We start from the raw sequence: 17,321 nt of genomic DNA, 5'->3' as shown, positions 1-17,321 counted from the left end.
TATTAACTTTAATGGCCAAAGATAAGCGATTGACCTGAGAGCGCAAGTGTGACCGTATTGTATGATAAACGCAGATAAAAAGCGAACGCAGATTTTGGAAGCAGCCACTCGCCGGTTTGCGCATTTCGGATTGGCAAAAACTACGATGTCTGAGATTGCGCAAGACCTGTCGTTTTCCAAAGCACTGCTGTATTATTATTTTCCCGATAAGAATGCGTTGTATGCGGCCGTGTTGGAACACGTCATGGCGCGATCGTTTGAAGAGCTGGAGAACGAACTGGCATCGATTGAGGATTGCCAGGAGGCCATGATGTTCATATTGGATAAACGGATCGCTTTCGTGACCAAATATTACAATCTTCTTGAACACTCGATATCTGCGGTACAGCAAATGCCCGATGAGATGGCTCACGTGATGGAAAATTCCAAGGAAAAAGAGGTAGCATTAATCCGGGGAATCCTGCAAAAAGGTGTAGACAAAGGCAAATTGGTCATTGAAGACGTACAAGAAACCGCTGAAATCATTCTGTTTGCCCTGGTTGGTATGCGGTTCAGTATACTGAAAGATTTAAAAGGCATCTTGTTTCCTAAAAAAGATGAGTTTGATCACATATTGCAACTCCAGAACAAAATGGCGACCGTATTTTTACGAGGATTGGCGGCCCCTTCTCATTAACCCCTTACCTTCAATTTCTGAAATCCGTTTTAGGATTTGTGTGGCGTGAACGCGTGAGTTTTCAATGAACCACAGATGTGTGTTCATTCCCCCGCAAACCACTCCTGCAAGAAAAAGACCGGGTATATTGGTTTCCATGGTGTCGGGATTATGAACTGGTTGCCTTGACGAATCCGCGGAAAGTTTAATGCCTATCTTCTCCAAAAAGGCGAAATTGGGTTGGTACCCGGTCAATGCCAACACGAAGTCATTTTCGAGGGTTATCAGACCTTCGGGCGTTAAAATATCCACTTCGGTCGGCCGGATTTCGGTGAGCGTACTGTTGAATAACGCCCGCACCTCACCGTTCGTAATGCGGTTTTCCATGTCTGGACGCACCCAATATTTGACACGGGGGCCGATACTTTCGCCGCGTACCACGAGCGTCACATCGGCGCCTTTGCGGTAAGTTTCCAATGCGGCGTCTACCGACGAATTACTGGCACCCACGACCACGACTTTCTGTCCGGAATAATAATGAGGGTCGTTGTAATAGTGACTTACTTTGGGGAGGTCTTCTCCTGGGATGTTCAATAAACACGGAATGTCATAAAAGCCGGTAGCCACCACCACGTAGGATGCCGTATAGGCAGATTTGCTCGTGGTAACGTGGAACGTATCGGTGGGTTTGGATACGGAAATTACTTCTTCAAATAGATGGGTATTTAGATCGAATTTTTGTTGAATACGCCGATAATACTCCAACGCCTCTGCCCGTTTGGGTTTGGGATTGATGGAAACAAATGGGACATCGCCGATTTCGAGTCTTTCCGATGTGGAAAAAAAGGTCATGTTTTGCGGATACCGGTATAATGAATTAACCAAACATCCTTTTTCAACAATCAGATACGATAGTCCGGCGGCTTGAGCGGCGATGCCGCAGGCCAAGCCGATGGGGCCGCCACCAATGATGAGCAGCTGATAGTGCGCCGAGGTTTCCATGTTTCGCAAAGATACGCGACAGTCGGGGAATACCCAAACTTACGCTGCAATCGGGTGCTTCATGAGCTGGGCGCAGGTTTTATTCAAGTCAATGACAATCCGGTTGAGAAAATTAAGTTGTTCGGTGATCAATCTCGATTCTTCCGAATCGATGTTGTTGTGGTCGAAATCCGGCGGGGTGTCCACTTCGATTTCCACGAAATCGTCGTCGTCCTCATCCGGGGGGAAAAGCTTGATGGTCTGGGCGAGTAGATAAAGTGTTTTTCGGACAACCCGAATATGTTCGCCCGTCAACGACGCATTGTCGGCGTCGCTGACATTGTTAAGCAGGGTAACGGAATACGAGGAGAGAATATGGTTAAACACGACAAACTTATTAATTTCCTTGGCATCCTTCTGTTTGCTTTTGGGCTCGGTAATCATGCGTTGGAATGCGGAAGCCATGTTGGCCGTGGTAATGTATACTTCTTTCCGGGCCAACTTGTAATCCGTTATACTTAACGGGCGACCTGCGATGATTTTCAGTGCTTGCGCGATATAGCGGTAGTTGGCGATAAGCAATTTGCGCATGGTGGTTTGTACTTGGGTGCTTTCCCAATTGGGCAAAATGATGTAACTGGAAAGAAAAGCTAACCCGGAGCCGATCAATGTATCAATAATCCGTTCCCTCAGTATGGTTAGCGTATTCATGTCCAGAAAGCTAAACATGATCAGGATGTAGGGAGTCATGAACATCACACTGACAATGTAATTGATGCGGATCAGACTATACGTAGCCACCATAAACAAGAGCAATAGGACAAATAACGATGTTTGGTCGGTGACGAGCATCAGAATGAGTGCGCCACCGATTCCGCCGATGACTGTGCCGATCAATCGCTGGAAATTCCGTTGCTTCGTCAGACTGAACCCGGGCTTTAATATCACCATAATGGTCAATAGAATCCAGTAGCTATGGTTGCCCACATTGATCATAAGCGAGAGGAGATAGCCAATCCCCATGACGATCGCCATCCGTGCAGCATGCCTGAATAAGGTCGATTTGAGTGTGAGGTTTTCCCGGAATTGCTTAAAGTCAATGTCCTTATGTTCGATAAATTGGCTGAGGTCGGTTTCTTCCTTTCGGAACGAATTCTTTGTTTCCCTATCAAAATATCCGTATATACTATTGATCCGCTGGATGAGGTTACGGATATTGATTAGCACCTTTTTTAACGGAAGTGTGTTGATTTCGTATTCTTTGTCTACTTTTTCGATTGCCCCCCGTATCCGATCCAAGTCATTTTTGAAATTATACAGTGACTTGGGCCTCCGATTTGCGTTGATCTGATAGGACAGGTGTTCCAGTTCATTGCCGATTCGCCGAATGGTCAAGTTAAAGTGCTGCAATATTCCGGTCTTTCCGAATTGCTCGTGCATCGCCTCATAGTCGTAATGGGTGGCCATGCTTTGCTCGAACAGATCGATGATGTCGGTAAAAATCAAAATCAGCAATCGCCCGATTTTTGTGGTATCACGGATGGTTTTCTTACTTCTGAACAATTGATCACGGACATTATTTTGATGTTCACTGACAACAATTTGCTGTTCAATTAATTCGCGGTAGTTTCGCTCGATATCGGATTTGCCGTCGTAAAAATTAGCTTTAATCCGAATATAGTCAGCGACATTCTGGATAGATTCCGCCAGCTCCTGCTGGGCCTGGCGATAGGGTCTTACCTGGTGAAGGGATAGGCTCAATAACATGTACCAAACGCAGCCCAACAAGATGTAGGCTATATGCGCCGTCACGTCCCAAAAGGTGTTGTCTGCACCGTCAATGTTGAGTATCATGACAAGGATACCCAAGGTACCCACCGACGACGCCCGTGCACCGTAGACCGCAAACATGGAAAACAGGAAACTCATTCCCACAATGACGACCGTGAGCAATACAGGAATGTCATTGACCAAGTTGGTGATCAGCGCCGAGATCAACACCGCCGCAGTACACAGCAACATACCGTTTCTTCGGTGATTCAACGGCCCGGGGGTGTCCGAAAGTCCAACGACCATTGCACCCAATGAGATGGTAATGCCAACCTGAAGATTGCCAAACCAGGAAAAAATGAGTGCAGGCGTAAGTGCACCGAATGTGATACGGAGACCATCGGCGAAATATTGGCTGTAAAAAAAATTCTGGATTTCCTTTGCCTTACTCATGGATAGCGGGATGGTGCATACAAAGATACACAAAAGGCCAACGTAAAAATACTCAGTAGTGAGTATTTCAGAAGGTCTTTTCGGTGTTTAGTTTTGCTCAAACTATTAATTCAATCAACAATATGGAAATTAGAAATCTACTGACAACATTTGTGCTGGTAGCGAGCGGCATGCTGGTGGCCGTCCTGCCAGGTTACGGACAGAAAGCCAAAGACCGAGCCATCACAATCAGTACCGAGGCCGGTTCGAGTATGTATGTGGACGGTAACCAGGTAACTTCACCTGCCAAAATTAAAATTCCGAAGTATGCTACTGTCAACGTGCGTGTCGAAAAGGTGGGATTTGTAACGGAAATACGGAATTACGAGAACAATGGGATAAATATCATTCCCAAGACCGATTTCATCCAGCTCACGAAAGACGAAGCCTACGAGAATTCTTTTGTGACCAACTTGGCCAATCAGGACATCGACATCAGGCCCTCCAAAAGCGCTGATGAAACCTGGATTTTACTGAACCGGATCGTCACGGGCTCTTTTGACGTCATTGCGATCATGGATAAATCGACGGGTTACATGGCCACTGCCTGGTCTGCCAAGTCCTTCAACTCCGGTGTTGTGCGTACCCGCCTAATCGTGAAAACCAGCAACACGGATCCCTTGGAATACAAAGCCAAATTGGTTTCTGAAATCGCGCCTCCCGGCACCAGCGTCAATGCCGACGAATCGTTTCGCCGGTGGGATCGTATATTACGTACATACGAAAATGTCATTCCCGATCTGCAAAGCCGCCTAGGAGTCAACTAATCCGTATTTTACTAAAATCTATCTACAATGAACATCACCAAGTTATCCGCCGCATTTTGCGTCGCTTTCGGATCTTTGTTTTGCGTGCAAGCCCAACAAGCCTCAGTTGTCGGGCAAGGATACTACAACGAGCCTGATTACGGAAAGTTTTATTTGCGTGTGGGAGCCAGTTTCCTGAACAACGATTTTGTCAAACAGCTAAACGAGGGCGATCTGGACGAAGCCTATTCCGCACCAACCGGATTGAATTTTGAAATCGGAAAATATTTCTTCCTGCACTCAGAGCCGGTTGCCGACCTTTTTAAAGTAGGATTGGATGCTTCCTTTCTTTCGCTTGGTTACAATCCCCTGAAGTGGAACGATCCGGATGATCCGGGTTATTCGGAAAAGACCGACTTAACCTCCGTGGGAGTTAAGCTGGGACCGGTTATTTCGTTCAATCCGTTGGAGAATTTTTATGCCGATGCGTTTGTGAAATTAGCGCCAACCATGCTGACATCACTGAGTGAAATGGAGGATTTGGAGGAAGTGTTGTTTGGCTTGAAGAGTGATGTAGGAGTCAACCTGCGATACAAGAAAATAACGCTGACGGCCGGCTATGAATCCGGCGCGTTCAAATATGATGCCTACGACAGCGAATACAACGAGGAAACCGGTGAGTATACCGAAAACACCACCAAGGAAAAATTCCCGATGGGTATGTTTCAAATCAAATTGGGGCTTCAGTTTTACTAATGGAGCACACCGGATATTTGACACATCAGTGGGAACACTTGGCAGCTATGTTTGCCAGTTTGGGTGAGGCTGATGGCCTTATACATGACCGCTGTGAAGAGCTAGTGGGCTGGCGGCAACGTGTTGCCGCCGGGAAGACCGATGCCCCGCAGGTGGCTGAATGTGGAACCGTGTCTTTATCGCTGCCTGAACCGATTTAAAAGGTAGCGCAGATTTTTGCGCTGCCTTTTTTGAGTACTAACGACACCTAACGAGAAATTTACCCCAAGTTTTTATTTTGACAGACTGCTACTATGAAATTGTCATTGCCCTTTATTTGTAAGGTCCTTGTTGCATTGATCTCAGTGGGGATACTGATGGATCACGCAACAGCACAACCGAATTCCACCCAAACCAAGCCGCAATCGCGCATGGTCGATTATGACGTGAATGTTGCCAAGATTAACGTATTGGCGTTGCCATTCCGTAACATTTCCCTGCAATATGAGCGATTGGTATCCCGGAAGATTTCCGTAGCCGTCGGGCTGCGGGTGATCCCGAAGGGGCGGTTTCCGATGTTAAACGCTTTTGAGTCCTATATTGACGATGCGGAAACCTTTGAACAACTACAGGATATCCAGATCGGTAACCAGGCGATTACCATTGAGCCGAGGTTCTATTTCGGCAGGCACGACGGACCGCGCGGATTCTACATTGCCCCCTATGCACGGTATAGTTCGTACGGGCTCGGGTTTGATCAGTTCGAATATACGGTAGGATCGGAAGATGAAGCGGGAAACTATTGGGAGGAGACGCATACGATGGCATTGGACGGGCGGATCAGCGGCATTACGGGTGGCGTGTTATTCGGATCGCAATGGCGTATCGGTCGCTGGGTTTACCTGGATTGGTGGATATTGGGGCCCGCCTATGGGGCAGCTACCGGAAAACTTACGGGGAGCAGTTCAATGCCGCTGAGCCCCGAGGCACAGCTTGCCTTGGCCGAGGAACTCGAGAACTTGGAAATTCCGATGGTTGATACCGAGGCACACGTCGACGACAATGGAGCCAGGCTCGACATGAAGGGGCCGTGGGCCGGGATCCGGACCGGGCTGGCGGTCGGAATACGTTTTTAATTGAACTGGGCATGCCTATGAAAAGCGTGGGAAGCGTTTCGGTCATCGCAGCACTTATCCTCTGGGGCAATGGGCTTTTCGCACAGGGGCCTTTAAACGATCGTGGCATAGATAGTTTAAGTCGGCTGATAAAAAAAGAAAAAGATAGCGAAAAAATCCGTGAACTGATCCTGAAACGTGCTATCCAGTATCCGGTTGCCGAATACGACCGAGCAGTGCGTGAGGCTCAGCAGGTATTATCGGAAGCACAGCGTGCAAAGGATGCCAAAAGCACGGTTCATGCGTACGTCACGTTGGGCAATGTGAGCCATAAGAATCAAAAATACAACGAGGCGCTCGACTATGATTCGCTGGCATTAAAGGCTGCACGCAGTGTAGGGTACCTGAAAGGAGAATCGTTGGCGCTGGGAAATATTGCCCGGGAACAGCAAGCTGGGGGAGATCTCCGGGAGGCCAAACAAAATTACCTGAGCGCATTGAACCTCGCGCTATCGTTGCCGGAAGGCGATGTCATGGATTTGCTGACTTATTACAATCAGTTGGGCGTCATCAGCAGGATATGGGGAGAATTTCCCCTTTCGGCAGCGTATTTGGAGAAGGGAATTCAGCTGGCGGAGGCTGAGGGTAATCGCCGGGTATTGGCATTATTATACATGAATATGGCTAATACCTTCGCAGAGACGTCGCGATATGAAGAGTCAGCGGCGATGCACCTAAAGAGCATCGCGATCAAAGAGCAAATGAATGATAGCTTGGGGCTTTCGCAGTCGTATGGTAATTTAGCTATTGTTTTCCGTCAGGCAAAGGAGTATGACAGGGCGATCTCTTTCTTCGGGAAAAGCCAACGTTTGGCCCAGGCGACCGGAAATTATAAAACGTTAGGATTGACGGCATCGAATGTGGCGGTTACGTATATCGAAAAGGGTGATTTCGATTCGGTCGGATATTTTTTTGACGAAGCGATCGCGAACTTCAGTCGGATCAAGGATCGACGTGGACTGGGGTTGGTATATCATAATTACGGAAATTTCCTGTTTGATACCAACGAATTGGACAGTGCTGAAATCTTGATGAAGAAAGCGCTTGAACTTCGCAGAAGTGCCGGTTCCAAAACCGAAATCAGCTCGACGTTGGCCAATTTAGGAAGACTCTACCTGAAGGCCGGGGACATCCCCAGTGCCGAGCAGTATTTACTGGATGCAGAAGCGTTGTTGGATACCACCCAGAAAACCAGCGGCCTTCACGACGTCTTTTCATATTTAAGTGCACTATACGCCCGGAAGGCCGACTACAAAACTGCTTTTGCCTACCAAGCCAGGGTGCTTGATCTCGAGAAAAGTATGCTTACCCAAAATGAACAGGTGGCGATCTTAAAGGCCGAATCGAAATATGAGTTGGAAAAGCGGGATATCCAATTGGCTTTCGAGCAGGAAAAGCAGCGCGAGAGACTGCTCAATACGGTGTTGGTAGCGGCATTGCTCGTTTTGACATTGATCATCATCATCGGTGTTTTCATGTTTCGGCGCAAACAAGCTAAAGCACACCATCACGCCGAACTGCAACAGCTGGCTCAGCAACACCGTATCAATACATCGCGGGCACTGCGCAATGCTGAAGAGGAGGAACGCAGGAAAATCGCTAGCAAGTTACATGACGAAGTCGGGGCACAACTCTCGATTATTCGGCTGAATCTCAGTCAGCTTGAATCAGATGTGTTTGCAGTGGATAGCGATGCAAACGTCAAACTGCAGACCGCGCAAAAACTGTTGGGAGAACTGAACGAAACCATCCGCGCAATCAGTCATTCGCTGATGCCGATTGCTCTGGAAAAATACGGCCTTAAATCGGGTATTCTCGATTTAGTCAGTGCGGTCAACGCGTCCGGAAGAATAAAAGTAGAAGAGGTGATTGAAGGATTGGATAATACCGATGACTGGAGTGATGAATTTTGCCTGGGCATTTATCGGATCGCGCAAGAAGTGCTTAGCAATATCATCAAGCATGCACAGGCAACCCACGTGTTGGTGCAAATCGTAGAACTTGATCATTCCATTACCATTTATATGGAGGATAACGGAAAAGGACTGGATAGCAGCAAAACCACCGACGGTATCGGATTGAAGTTGTTGAAAAGCAATATTGATTATTTCAACGGAGCCATCGAGATTAATGGGCGTGAAAGCGAGGGAACATTTGTATTGGTCGAATTGCCCATAGCCCGGGGTTCGGTGTCTTAACCGGTGAATGGATTACTGTAATTGTCATTCATCAACATTGCGGTATTCTTGAAAAAGTGCTATTATTGCGGAGCTATATGACGTGACCTAATAAAACCAAGCTGTCGTGTAAAACATTTACCATGAAAACACGTGTGATCATTGCCGATGACCATCCAGTTGTCATACAGGGTATCCGGGACGCTTTGGAGAAAAGCGACCGATTTGATGTGGTTGCCGAATTCGCCGACGGCAGGTCCTTGTTGCAATCGGCATTTTTAACAAGGGCAGATTTGTTATTGCTTGACCTGAATATGCCGGGCATGGACGGCTTGCAGACGTTGGACCGATTGAAGAAATCCCACCTGCCCATGAAAATCATTGTGCTTACGAGTTATGTGTCTGCGCAATTGGCCGACCAATGCAGGGAGGCGGGGGCGCATGGGTATTTGATAAAAACGGAAGACCTGCACCGTTTACTGGATCGCATCGATCATATCCTGCACGGGCAATTGGTTTTTCCGGATTTTTCTGGCCCGGAACAGCTGGGAGGATCCGATTTTTCGTATTTCGATGAATTTCTGAAAAAATATAAGCTCACCAAACGGGAGGTAGAAATCATCCGTATGGTCTGCAACGATTATAATTCCAAAGAAATAGCCGATAAACTATACCTTTCTACCTTTACCGTGCAAACGCATCGGCGAAATATTGTAAAAAAACTTGGATTGGACGACTCGAAAATATCCCTATATCGATTTGCGATCGACAATGGGGTTATCTAATTTTTAATTTTGGCCTTTCATTTTTGCTATCATTTCAATAAACCGAGCGTTTCCTGATAAATTATTTATATATTTGGCGGTTTGATTACTCATTGTGCAATATTGCCGAATGAGGGCAGGGCCTTATTAATCAACAAACCCCTATCTTAGTTTCATAAAAGATAGTCAACGATTTTATTCATTAAAACGTTTAACACGAGCAGATGAACTTAAGTAAAAAACAAGCGGTCTTTGAAGATGAGGTGCTTACGCGTTTCGAGCTGTTTAACAGTCTATTCATGACTTTGCCGTTTTATCAGGTAAAACACACGGGTACATTACTGCCTTTTTTTACGGCGCACTGCGAACGCGGCGTCGCCGCAAAACTTGATCCCGAGGCGATTATCGAGAGTTTTTTCGGGCAATATGAACAGTATGTTCGCGAGGCTGACCGTATCGATCTGCTCTTTCGGATTATCCAGTATATAGAGCGTCAAGTTGTGCTATTTGATGCGGTGGAAGATGCTGCGTTCCGGAAAACCGGACGATCGGACGAAGCAGGGCTGTTGGATTCGGTCTTTAAGCAAACCGAAAGCAACAAAGAACTCCGTGACAAATTGGTAGGCAAACTGCGTGATTTCTCATTGCGGCTTGTTTTGACAGCTCACCCCACGCAGTTTTATCCCGGCCCTGTTTTGGCGATTATCACGGACTTGACCGAAGCCCTTAAGAAAAACGACATTAATAACATTCATTTACTGTTGCAACAGCTGGGCAAAACGCCGTTTATGATGAAAAATAAGCCTACGCCGGTGGATGAGGCAATCAGCTTGGCGTGGTTTCTGGAAAAGGTGTTTTATCCGGTTGCGTCGGCAATTCAATCAAAAATCGATGAAGAATTCGACTTGCCGGCCGACGAAAATCGGCAACTGGTGGAACTGGGCTTTTGGCCGGGGGGGGATCGCGACGGAAATCCCAATGTAACCGTTGAGGGAACGAAGCGCGTTGCTTTATTGCTACGGACTATTTTGTTCCGTTGTTATTACCGTGATTTTCGGTTGCTCAAGAGGCGGATTACATTCAGAGGGGTCGAAAAATACATGGACATTTTACAGGATAGGTTTTATGAAAACAGCTTTAATCCTTCCGAAAATCCTGAAAATGAGAAATCCGTCATTGTCCACAACCTAAAAGAAATTAAACGTGTCCTGACGGATTACCACGACGGCCTATTCGTAGAATTGGTGGACGACCTGATCCGTAAAGTGCGAACATTCGGATGTTTCTTTGCCACGTTAGATATCCGCCAAGACAGTAGTGTAATCCGGCAAACACATGCGTATATACGCGAAAAATATGCAGAAGAAACGGGTATTGCTGGCGATTTCGAACGATTGGATGAGGGGGCTAAACAACAAGCCCTTAAATTCCATGCGCTGGACGTATCGTACGGAAACGACGCGCATCCCTTGGTGGTAGACACCCTGCGGGTTGTCCGGTTGATTAAAGATATTCAGCGGTCCGGTGGCGAGCGGGCAGCCCAGCGGTTTATCATTAGCAACTGCCAACAAGCTTCTGACATCCTGGAACTGATGGAATTGTTTCTGTGGAGTGATTGGCAAACCGAATCACTTTGCATCGACTTCGTGCCGTTGTTCGAAACGGTCGATGACCTCAAACGCGCGGCCGCTGTGATGGAAGCCTTATATACACATCCCCACTATGCGGCCCACCTGGCGCGACGGGGTAACAAGCAGACCATTATGCTCGGGTTTTCAGACAGCACAAAAGATGGCGGGTACTTGATGGCCAATTGGTCAATCTACAAGGCCAAAGTGGAGCTTACGGCGATTGCTAGGCAATACGAGGTTGACCTCGTGTTTTTTGACGGGCGGGGAGGGCCTCCTGCCCGGGGAGGTGGAAAGACCCAACGTTTTTACGCTTCTATGGGCAAAGAGATTGCGAATGACCACATTCAGTTGACGATACAGGGACAAACAATCAGCAGCCAATACGGTTCGTGGGATACGGCATATTACAATATAGAACAGCTTCTTCATGCCGGACTTACTTCTCATATCGGACAAAAAGATGGCGATACCTTGTCGGCGGAAAAAAAGCAATTGATCGAAGATATGGCCCATGTTAGCCATGAGCAGTTTCTGTCGTTGCGGCACAATCCGTTATTCCTTAAATACCTCGAAAAATTTAGCCCACTTAAATTTCTTTCTCAAATCAATATTAGTAGCCGGCCCGTCAAACGAAATTCGGATAGAGAATTGCGCTTGGAAGACCTGCGGGCGATCAGTTTCGTCACCTCTTGGAGCCAATTGAAGCAGAACATACCCGGCTTTTTCGGGGTAGGGTCGGCACTCCAACAAGCTGAGGAACAAGGGAAATGGGAGCAAGTGAAGGAACTTTATGAAACCTCAGGTATGTTCAAAACCATCATCGATAATTGCATGATGTCTATGTCCAAATCGAATTTCGACTTGACTTCTTATATCCAGGCAGACGAAACGTTTGGCGGATTCTGGGCTCGGATGCGCGATGAATACGAACGTACGAAGTACTATGTGTTAAAGCTCAGCGGAAGTAAAGTGTTAATGGAGAACTATCCGGTGGAGCGGGAATCCATTGCGATACGCGAAAAAATTGTACTTCCGCTTCTCATCATTCAACATTACGCCATCAAGCAATTACAGAAGAGCGGGTTGAGTGAAAAAGACCGCGAAGTGTTTTCGAAGCTGGTTACCCGAACGGTATATGGGGTGGTAAATGCCGGCAGAAATCTTGCCTGACAGGCCGTTCCGACAAAACTGTTGATGGGCATGACATTTTTCGCTAAGTTTGTCTCGGTAAATGAATTTTTATGAAACTTAGGAATATTTTTTTGATGGCTTTGCCCTTGGTTGCGGCAGTAAGTTCATGTACACGGCATGCCGGTGAGCCGGCAAAGAGATCGTTGTTGCTCAACAATGAAACCAATGTAGACACCGAAGGGTATCTGTTTTTTAAGTTGGCGCATGAAAAGGCTGTATACGAAGTGCAACTAGCCAAATATGTACAGTCGGTTGGGGCTTCTGCAGCGACCAAGAATTTAGCCTCGAAGATCAGCGATTTGTATGGTGAAATGATTCCTGAGTTGGAGACTTTGGCGTCCGCATTTCACGTAGTTTTGCCTGATCCGGGCATTCCGGGTTTTTCTATGCCCCATCATTTTGCTACGGATAGCTTGACCGGTTTTAATAACGAAGCGTACACCGCGCATGTTCAACACGAGCAAGGGGCAATTTTAGAGCATTTCAACCGGGTTAGCCGGAATACATCCAAAACATTGAAAGCCTACGCGAACGAAAAGCTGCCGGCGGTAAAAGAGGTTTTCGCCCTGGCTGGCGGCCACGAGGAGCACGGCGCGCATCACTAAATCCACATTTGCAATGTCCAAAAAGAGCATTGTCACAGGTATTTTGTCGTATGGGATGTCCGGTAGGGTATTCCATGCGCCATTTATCCATCAAAAAAGCCGGTTTGAGCTACGGGCCGTTGTCGAAAGGCACGAGAAGCGAGCCCAGCAACGGTATCCGAACGTAGTTAGCTACGATTCGGTAGATGAATTGCTGAGTGACGATAAAATTGAGCTTGTCATCGTTAACACTCCCAATGACACGCATGTGGACTATGCAACAAAAGCGCTGAAGGCCGGGAAACATATTTTAGTGGAGAAGCCATTTGCGCCCAGTGCCGAAGATGCAAGAAAAATATTTGAGCTGGGAAAAGAGGTTGGCCGGCATGTGATGGTTTTCCAGAACCGTCGCTGGGATAGCGATTTCAAGCTGCTTAAACGTGTGGTCGAACGAGAGACACTTGGTGAGCTGATTGAAATGCACGTGCGGTTTGATCGCTACCGCATGGAAAAAAGCCCAAAAATATTTAAAGAGCTGAAAATTCCGGGAAGCGGTGTATTGTATGATCTTGGGCCACACCTGCTGGATCAAGTGATCAGTCTTTTTGGCAAACCTGCGAGGAGTTTAAAAATAGTAGCCACACATCGACCCGGTTCCGAAGTTGACGATTTCTCAACGTTGGTGCTTAGTTATCCGAAAGGATTTACGGTCTTCATCCACGCCAGCTTGCTGGTCGCCAATCCCTTGCCGGCCTACGTGCTGCATGGCGTTAAAGGATCGTTTCAGAAGGTAAGGGCTGATGTTCAGGAAGATCAGCTGCAGGGGGGAATGTCACCGAAGGACCCCCAATACGGGATTGAGCCGGCGGGTAAGGAAGGCCTGATCACGCTCGTTAAACCAAATGGTGACCGTGAAATGCGGTACAGGGAGGCGCTTAAAGGAGATTACAATGACTTATTCAATGCCGTATTCGCACAGATACGGAAGAATGAACCTTTTCCGGTGAAGCCCGAGGAAATTCTGTGGCAGATGGAAATACTCGAGCAGCCGGCCTGGAATGGCGACTACCAGTAGCCTTTTGAAGGTATTTTAACGTTATTGCCGATAAAGCGCCGGTGTGATACGATGTTTGGTCATGGTGAATTAATGCATAGTTAACACTAACGAAACTTTACATTGTTATTATTGGCCGGAATAACTTTAGACGGCCGCATGTTAACAGTTGTGAAGCACAAATTTCCACTTATAAACCGCGAATTAAGCTGGTTGTATTTCAACGAGCGTGTATTGCAGGAGGCCGCAGATAAAACGGTACCGCTCATCGAGCGTCTGCGGTTTTTAGCGATATTTTCTTCCAATTTAGACGAATTTTACCGCGTGCGGGTTGCCACCCTTAATCGGCTTGTTGACATTAACACCAAGACCAAAAGCATGCTTGGTTTCAACCCCAAAAAGATCCTGAATGAAATTAAGAATATTGTTGTAAAGCTTGAAAAACGGTTTGACTATCTATATGAGCATGAAATTATCAAGGAATTGGAAGCTCAGAAGATATTTATTATCAATGAGCAACAACTGAATGTTGCCCGGGGTGAATACGTGCGTGGTTATTTCAGGCGTGCTGTGTTGCCTTCGCTGGTTCCGATCATGCTGGAGGATATAAATTCGAGCAAACCGTTTCCGGAGCTGAAAGACCGGCATATTTACTTTATCGTGAAGTTGACTTTCCGTAAGAAGGTTAAACATGCGTTGGTAGAAATTCCCACAGCCATTTTATCCAGATTCCTGATTTTGCCTGAAAATAAAGGGTTGAAGTTTATCATTTTGCTGGACGATATCATCCGATATTGTTTGGACGATCTGTTTTTTATTTTCGAATACGATACGGTTGAAGCGTACAGTATTCAGCTCACACGCGACGCAGAATTGGATCTGGATGCCAACATCAGCGAACGATTTGTCGAAGCCTTGATGCGTAGTTTGCAGCGCAGAGATAAAGGCCGGCCTATGCGATTGTTGTACGACAATGACATTCCTCTTGATACGCTCAATTACCTGGTTTCATGTATGAAATTGGATTCCGAGGCACTCATCCCAGGTGGCCGTTATCATAATTTCAAGGATTTTATTGGCTTTCCCAATGTGGGGGAGGCTTCGTTGGAATACCCACCGATGCCTCAATTGCGGGTTAACAACCTAGATTTAGGCCGGAGTATATTCAGCCAGATGGCACAGCGGGATTACTTGGTAAGTTTGCCTTATCAGTCGTTTGACTATATTGTCCATTTTCTGAGGGAGGCGGCTATGGATCCCAAAGTCAGGGAAATCAGCATCTGTCTTTATCGACTGGCTGAGAATTCCAGCGTAATCAATGCGCTTATCAACGCGGCAAAAAATGGCAAAAAAGTAAATTGCTTACTCGAGTTAAAAGCCCGCTTCGACGAAGAAGCTAATATCTATTGGCGTAATCAACTGGAAGAGGGAGGTGTAAATGTGAATATCGGGATCGTACAATATAAAGTTCATGCAAAAATCTGTTTGATTGCGAGGCGGGAAAAACGAGGGTTGGTATATTATGCAAACCTGGCTACGGGAAACTTCAACGAGAAGACGGCCAAGCTTTATGGCGATCACAGTTTATTTACGGTCAATCCTTTAATTACAAAAGACCTGAAGCGTTTGTTCCGGGGGCTAGAAAAACAGACATTTCATCGCGGCTACAAGGCGATCATTGCTTCTCCGCTGGAAACCCGCCAGCGGCTTTATCAGTTGATAAAAAATGAAATCGACGTAGCTAAATCTGGTAAAAAAGGGTATATGGTACTAAAGATGAACAGCCTCTCCGACGAAGAGATCATCGAGAAATTGTACGAAGCGAACAATGCCGGGGTGACCATCCAACTTATTGTACGCGGCATGTGCTGTCTCGTGCCCGGTCAGCCGGGATTCAGCGAACGAATTACGGTTAGGAGTATCGTGGATCGGTATCTGGAACATGCCCGAGTATGGATATTTGGAAATGGAGGGAACGAATTAATTTACCTGTCGTCTGCCGACCTGATGGCGCGTAACATTGATCGACGGGTAGAGGTGGCTTTTCCGATCCTGGATGAGCGTATTCGGTGCGAGATCCGCGATATTATCAATATTCAGTTGCGCGATAATACCAAAGCACGGGAAATCAATCAACTCAATAACAACCGATACATCGGCGGCAAAAGCAGAATCAGGCACCGCGCACAGGAAGATACCTACAATTATTTGAAATATAAATCATAATTAAACGTGAGATACGCAGCAATAGATATTGGATCGAACGCGGTGAGGCTGTTGATAGCCGATATTATTCAAAACAACGGCACGATATCATTTAAGAAAAATACATTAGTGCGGGTTCCTCTCCGGTTAGGGGACGATGCATTTATTGATCGGCATATCTCAGAATCGAAAGCAACGGACTTGATCAAGACCATGGTTGCGTTCCGTAATCTGATGGACGTTTACAAGGTGAGTAACTACATGGCCTGTGCAACGTCGGCTATGCGGGAAGCAGGAAATAGCCAATCCATCGCCAAGGAAATCAGAGAGACGGGGATCGATTTGCAGATTATCGAAGGACGCGAGGAGGCCGAAATCATCTACAATAGCCACATTGAACAGCACCTTGGCAACAAGAAAGCGTATTTATACATCGATGTCGGTGGAGGAAGCACCGAATTGTCGGTATTTGCGGATACCAAATTAGTTGCGTCGGCCTCATTTAACATCGGCACCATCCGTATACTGGATAATCAAGATAAGGAAGAAACGTGGGAAGAGATGAAAACATGGGTAAAAAACCATACGCGGATGTTTAAAACGATTTATGGGATTGGCACGGGAGGGAATATAAACAAGTTGTCAAGATTGGCCAATGAAAAGGATGATAAGCCCATTTCCTATGCTAAACTGAAATCTTTGTATGAATATCTCAATTCGTTTTCATTAAAAGACCGCATCAATGTGTTGGGGTTAAATAATGATCGCGCCGATGTAATTATTCCGGCATGCGAGATTTTTCTGACGTTGATGAAATATGGCAGGCTCCGTCAGGTGATTGTCCCTCGGGTTGGGCTGGTAGATGGAATTATACAGACACTAATTGATAGAACGCTTCCATCGGTGCCGCACGAAAGTTAAAAGTAATATTTTTATTTCGGCGAAACGTTAGAATACAGAAAAAATCTCTTACTTTTGCGCCCATATTACCTCTGCGGAAGTGGCGAAATTGGTAGACGCACCATCTTGAGGGGGTGGCGCCCTACGGGCGTGGCAGTTCGAATCTGCTCTTCCGCACCAGTGAAAAATGCCCTTGCTATGCAAGGGCATTTTTCATTGAAGCCACCACACCGGCAGATGGCTGTGGCCGTGCCCTTAACC

The 17,321-nt window shown here is 46.6% G+C and carries 14 protein-coding genes and 1 tRNA gene; 13 read left to right on the top strand and 2 right to left on the bottom strand.

Annotation, left to right across the window (positions count from 1 at the left end):
* Window positions 1-61 precede the first annotated feature (61 nt).
* On the top strand, window positions 62-676 hold the full coding sequence (locus tag ACFQRK_RS06805) for a TetR/AcrR family transcriptional regulator (RefSeq protein WP_379004923.1): 615 nt from the start codon (window positions 62-64) through the stop codon (window positions 674-676).
* On the opposite strand, the gene ACFQRK_RS06800 is transcribed toward ACFQRK_RS06805, so the two are convergent.
* Window positions 647-1,657 (bottom strand): YpdA family putative bacillithiol disulfide reductase, encoded by a 1,011-nt coding sequence (locus tag ACFQRK_RS06800; protein ID WP_379004922.1) that lies wholly within the window; start codon window positions 1,655-1,657, stop codon window positions 647-649. The genes ACFQRK_RS06805 and ACFQRK_RS06800 overlap by 30 nt on opposite strands.
* 39 nt (window positions 1,658-1,696) lie before the next feature.
* Window positions 1,697-3,859 (bottom strand): FUSC family membrane protein, encoded by a 2,163-nt coding sequence (locus ACFQRK_RS06795; protein WP_379004920.1) that lies wholly within the window; start codon window positions 3,857-3,859, stop codon window positions 1,697-1,699.
* A 122-nt stretch (window positions 3,860-3,981) separates the two neighbouring features.
* Here ACFQRK_RS06795 and ACFQRK_RS06790 point away from each other — a divergent pair, with 122 nt between their 5' ends.
* The 12 genes from ACFQRK_RS06790 to ACFQRK_RS06735 all read left to right on the top strand — a co-directional run bounded on the left by ACFQRK_RS06790 (window position 3,982) and on the right by ACFQRK_RS06735 (window position 17,240).
* Entirely contained in the window at window positions 3,982-4,665 is a 684-nt protein-coding gene (locus ACFQRK_RS06790; protein WP_379004918.1) for a hypothetical protein, read from the top strand.
* Window positions 4,666-4,692: 27 nt separating this feature from the next.
* Window positions 4,693-5,400 carry a hypothetical protein gene (locus ACFQRK_RS06785; RefSeq protein ID WP_379004916.1) on the top strand — a complete coding sequence of 236 codons (708 nt, stop codon included), beginning with the start codon at window positions 4,693-4,695 and terminating at the stop codon, window positions 5,398-5,400.
* On the top strand, window positions 5,400-5,600 hold the full coding sequence (locus ACFQRK_RS06780; protein WP_379004914.1) for a hypothetical protein: 201 nt from the start codon (window positions 5,400-5,402) through the stop codon (window positions 5,598-5,600). Before ACFQRK_RS06785 ends, ACFQRK_RS06780 begins: the two co-directional genes overlap by 1 nt.
* Before the next feature lie 156 nt (window positions 5,601-5,756).
* On the top strand, window positions 5,757-6,515 hold the full coding sequence (locus ACFQRK_RS06775) for a DUF3575 domain-containing protein (RefSeq protein WP_379004913.1): 759 nt from the start codon (window positions 5,757-5,759) through the stop codon (window positions 6,513-6,515).
* Window positions 6,516-6,526: 11 nt separating this feature from the next.
* On the top strand, window positions 6,527-8,752 hold the full coding sequence (locus ACFQRK_RS06770; protein WP_379004911.1) for a tetratricopeptide repeat protein: 2,226 nt from the start codon (window positions 6,527-6,529) through the stop codon (window positions 8,750-8,752).
* 122 nt (window positions 8,753-8,874) lie between these two features.
* A complete protein-coding gene (locus ACFQRK_RS06765) occupies window positions 8,875-9,516 on the top strand; it encodes a response regulator (protein WP_379004910.1) in 642 nt (213 codons plus the stop codon).
* A 203-nt stretch (window positions 9,517-9,719) separates the two neighbouring features.
* Window positions 9,720-12,296: a phosphoenolpyruvate carboxylase gene (locus tag ACFQRK_RS06760; RefSeq protein ID WP_379004908.1), complete on the top strand. Its 2,577-nt coding sequence runs from the start codon at window positions 9,720-9,722 to the stop codon at window positions 12,294-12,296.
* Window positions 12,297-12,367: 71 nt separating this feature from the next.
* Window positions 12,368-12,922 carry a DUF4142 domain-containing protein gene (locus tag ACFQRK_RS06755; RefSeq protein WP_379004906.1) on the top strand — a complete coding sequence of 185 codons (555 nt, stop codon included), beginning with the start codon at window positions 12,368-12,370 and terminating at the stop codon, window positions 12,920-12,922.
* Between the two features lie 13 nt (window positions 12,923-12,935).
* A complete protein-coding gene (locus ACFQRK_RS06750) occupies window positions 12,936-13,976 on the top strand; it encodes a Gfo/Idh/MocA family oxidoreductase (protein ID WP_379004904.1) in 1,041 nt (346 codons plus the stop codon).
* A gap of 138 nt (window positions 13,977-14,114) precedes the next feature.
* Window positions 14,115-16,181, top strand: coding sequence for a polyphosphate kinase 1 (gene ppk1 / locus ACFQRK_RS06745; RefSeq protein WP_379004902.1), 2,067 nt, complete (start codon window positions 14,115-14,117; stop codon window positions 16,179-16,181).
* 6 nt (window positions 16,182-16,187) lie between these two features.
* Complete coding sequence (locus ACFQRK_RS06740; RefSeq protein ID WP_379004900.1) at window positions 16,188-17,081, top strand: exopolyphosphatase; 894 nt, start codon at window positions 16,188-16,190, stop codon at window positions 17,079-17,081.
* 73 nt (window positions 17,082-17,154) lie between these two features.
* Window positions 17,155-17,240: transfer RNA gene (locus ACFQRK_RS06735), tRNA-Leu, on the top strand.
* Window positions 17,241-17,321 lie beyond the last annotated feature (81 nt).

Origin of the sequence: Parapedobacter sp. GCM10030251 (genome assembly GCF_042666505.1) — a bacterium.
GTDB lineage: Bacteria > Bacteroidota > Bacteroidia > Sphingobacteriales > Sphingobacteriaceae > Parapedobacter.
Note: the sequence above shows the minus strand (reverse complement) of the source record. Positions and strands in the feature narration are given on the sequence as shown.

Bases quoted from the DNA above. Each gene is read 5' to 3' on its own strand.
- ACFQRK_RS06755 (WP_379004906.1), top strand. From the start codon at position 12,368: ATGAAACTTAGGAATATTTTTTTGATGGCTTTGCCCTTGGTTGCGGCA.
- ACFQRK_RS06770 (WP_379004911.1), top strand. From the start codon at position 6,527: ATGCCTATGAAAAGCGTGGGAAGCGTTTCGGTCATCGCAGCACTTATC.
- ACFQRK_RS06780 (WP_379004914.1), top strand. From the start codon at position 5,400: ATGGAGCACACCGGATATTTGACACATCAGTGGGAACACTTGGCAGCT.
- ACFQRK_RS06805 (WP_379004923.1), top strand. From the start codon at position 62: ATGATAAACGCAGATAAAAAGCGAACGCAGATTTTGGAAGCAGCCACT.
- ACFQRK_RS06775 (WP_379004913.1), top strand. From the start codon at position 5,757: ATGGATCACGCAACAGCACAACCGAATTCCACCCAAACCAAGCCGCAA.
- ACFQRK_RS06795 (WP_379004920.1), bottom strand. From the start codon at position 3,859: ATGAGTAAGGCAAAGGAAATCCAGAATTTTTTTTACAGCCAATATTTC.
- ACFQRK_RS06800 (WP_379004922.1), bottom strand. From the start codon at position 1,657: ATGGAAACCTCGGCGCACTATCAGCTGCTCATCATTGGTGGCGGCCCC.
- ACFQRK_RS06765 (WP_379004910.1), top strand. From the start codon at position 8,875: ATGAAAACACGTGTGATCATTGCCGATGACCATCCAGTTGTCATACAG.
- ppk1 (WP_379004902.1), top strand. From the start codon at position 14,115: ATGTTAACAGTTGTGAAGCACAAATTTCCACTTATAAACCGCGAATTA.
- ACFQRK_RS06760 (WP_379004908.1), top strand. From the start codon at position 9,720: ATGAACTTAAGTAAAAAACAAGCGGTCTTTGAAGATGAGGTGCTTACG.
- ACFQRK_RS06790 (WP_379004918.1), top strand. From the start codon at position 3,982: ATGGAAATTAGAAATCTACTGACAACATTTGTGCTGGTAGCGAGCGGC.
- ACFQRK_RS06750 (WP_379004904.1), top strand. From the start codon at position 12,936: ATGTCCAAAAAGAGCATTGTCACAGGTATTTTGTCGTATGGGATGTCC.
- ACFQRK_RS06785 (WP_379004916.1), top strand. From the start codon at position 4,693: ATGAACATCACCAAGTTATCCGCCGCATTTTGCGTCGCTTTCGGATCT.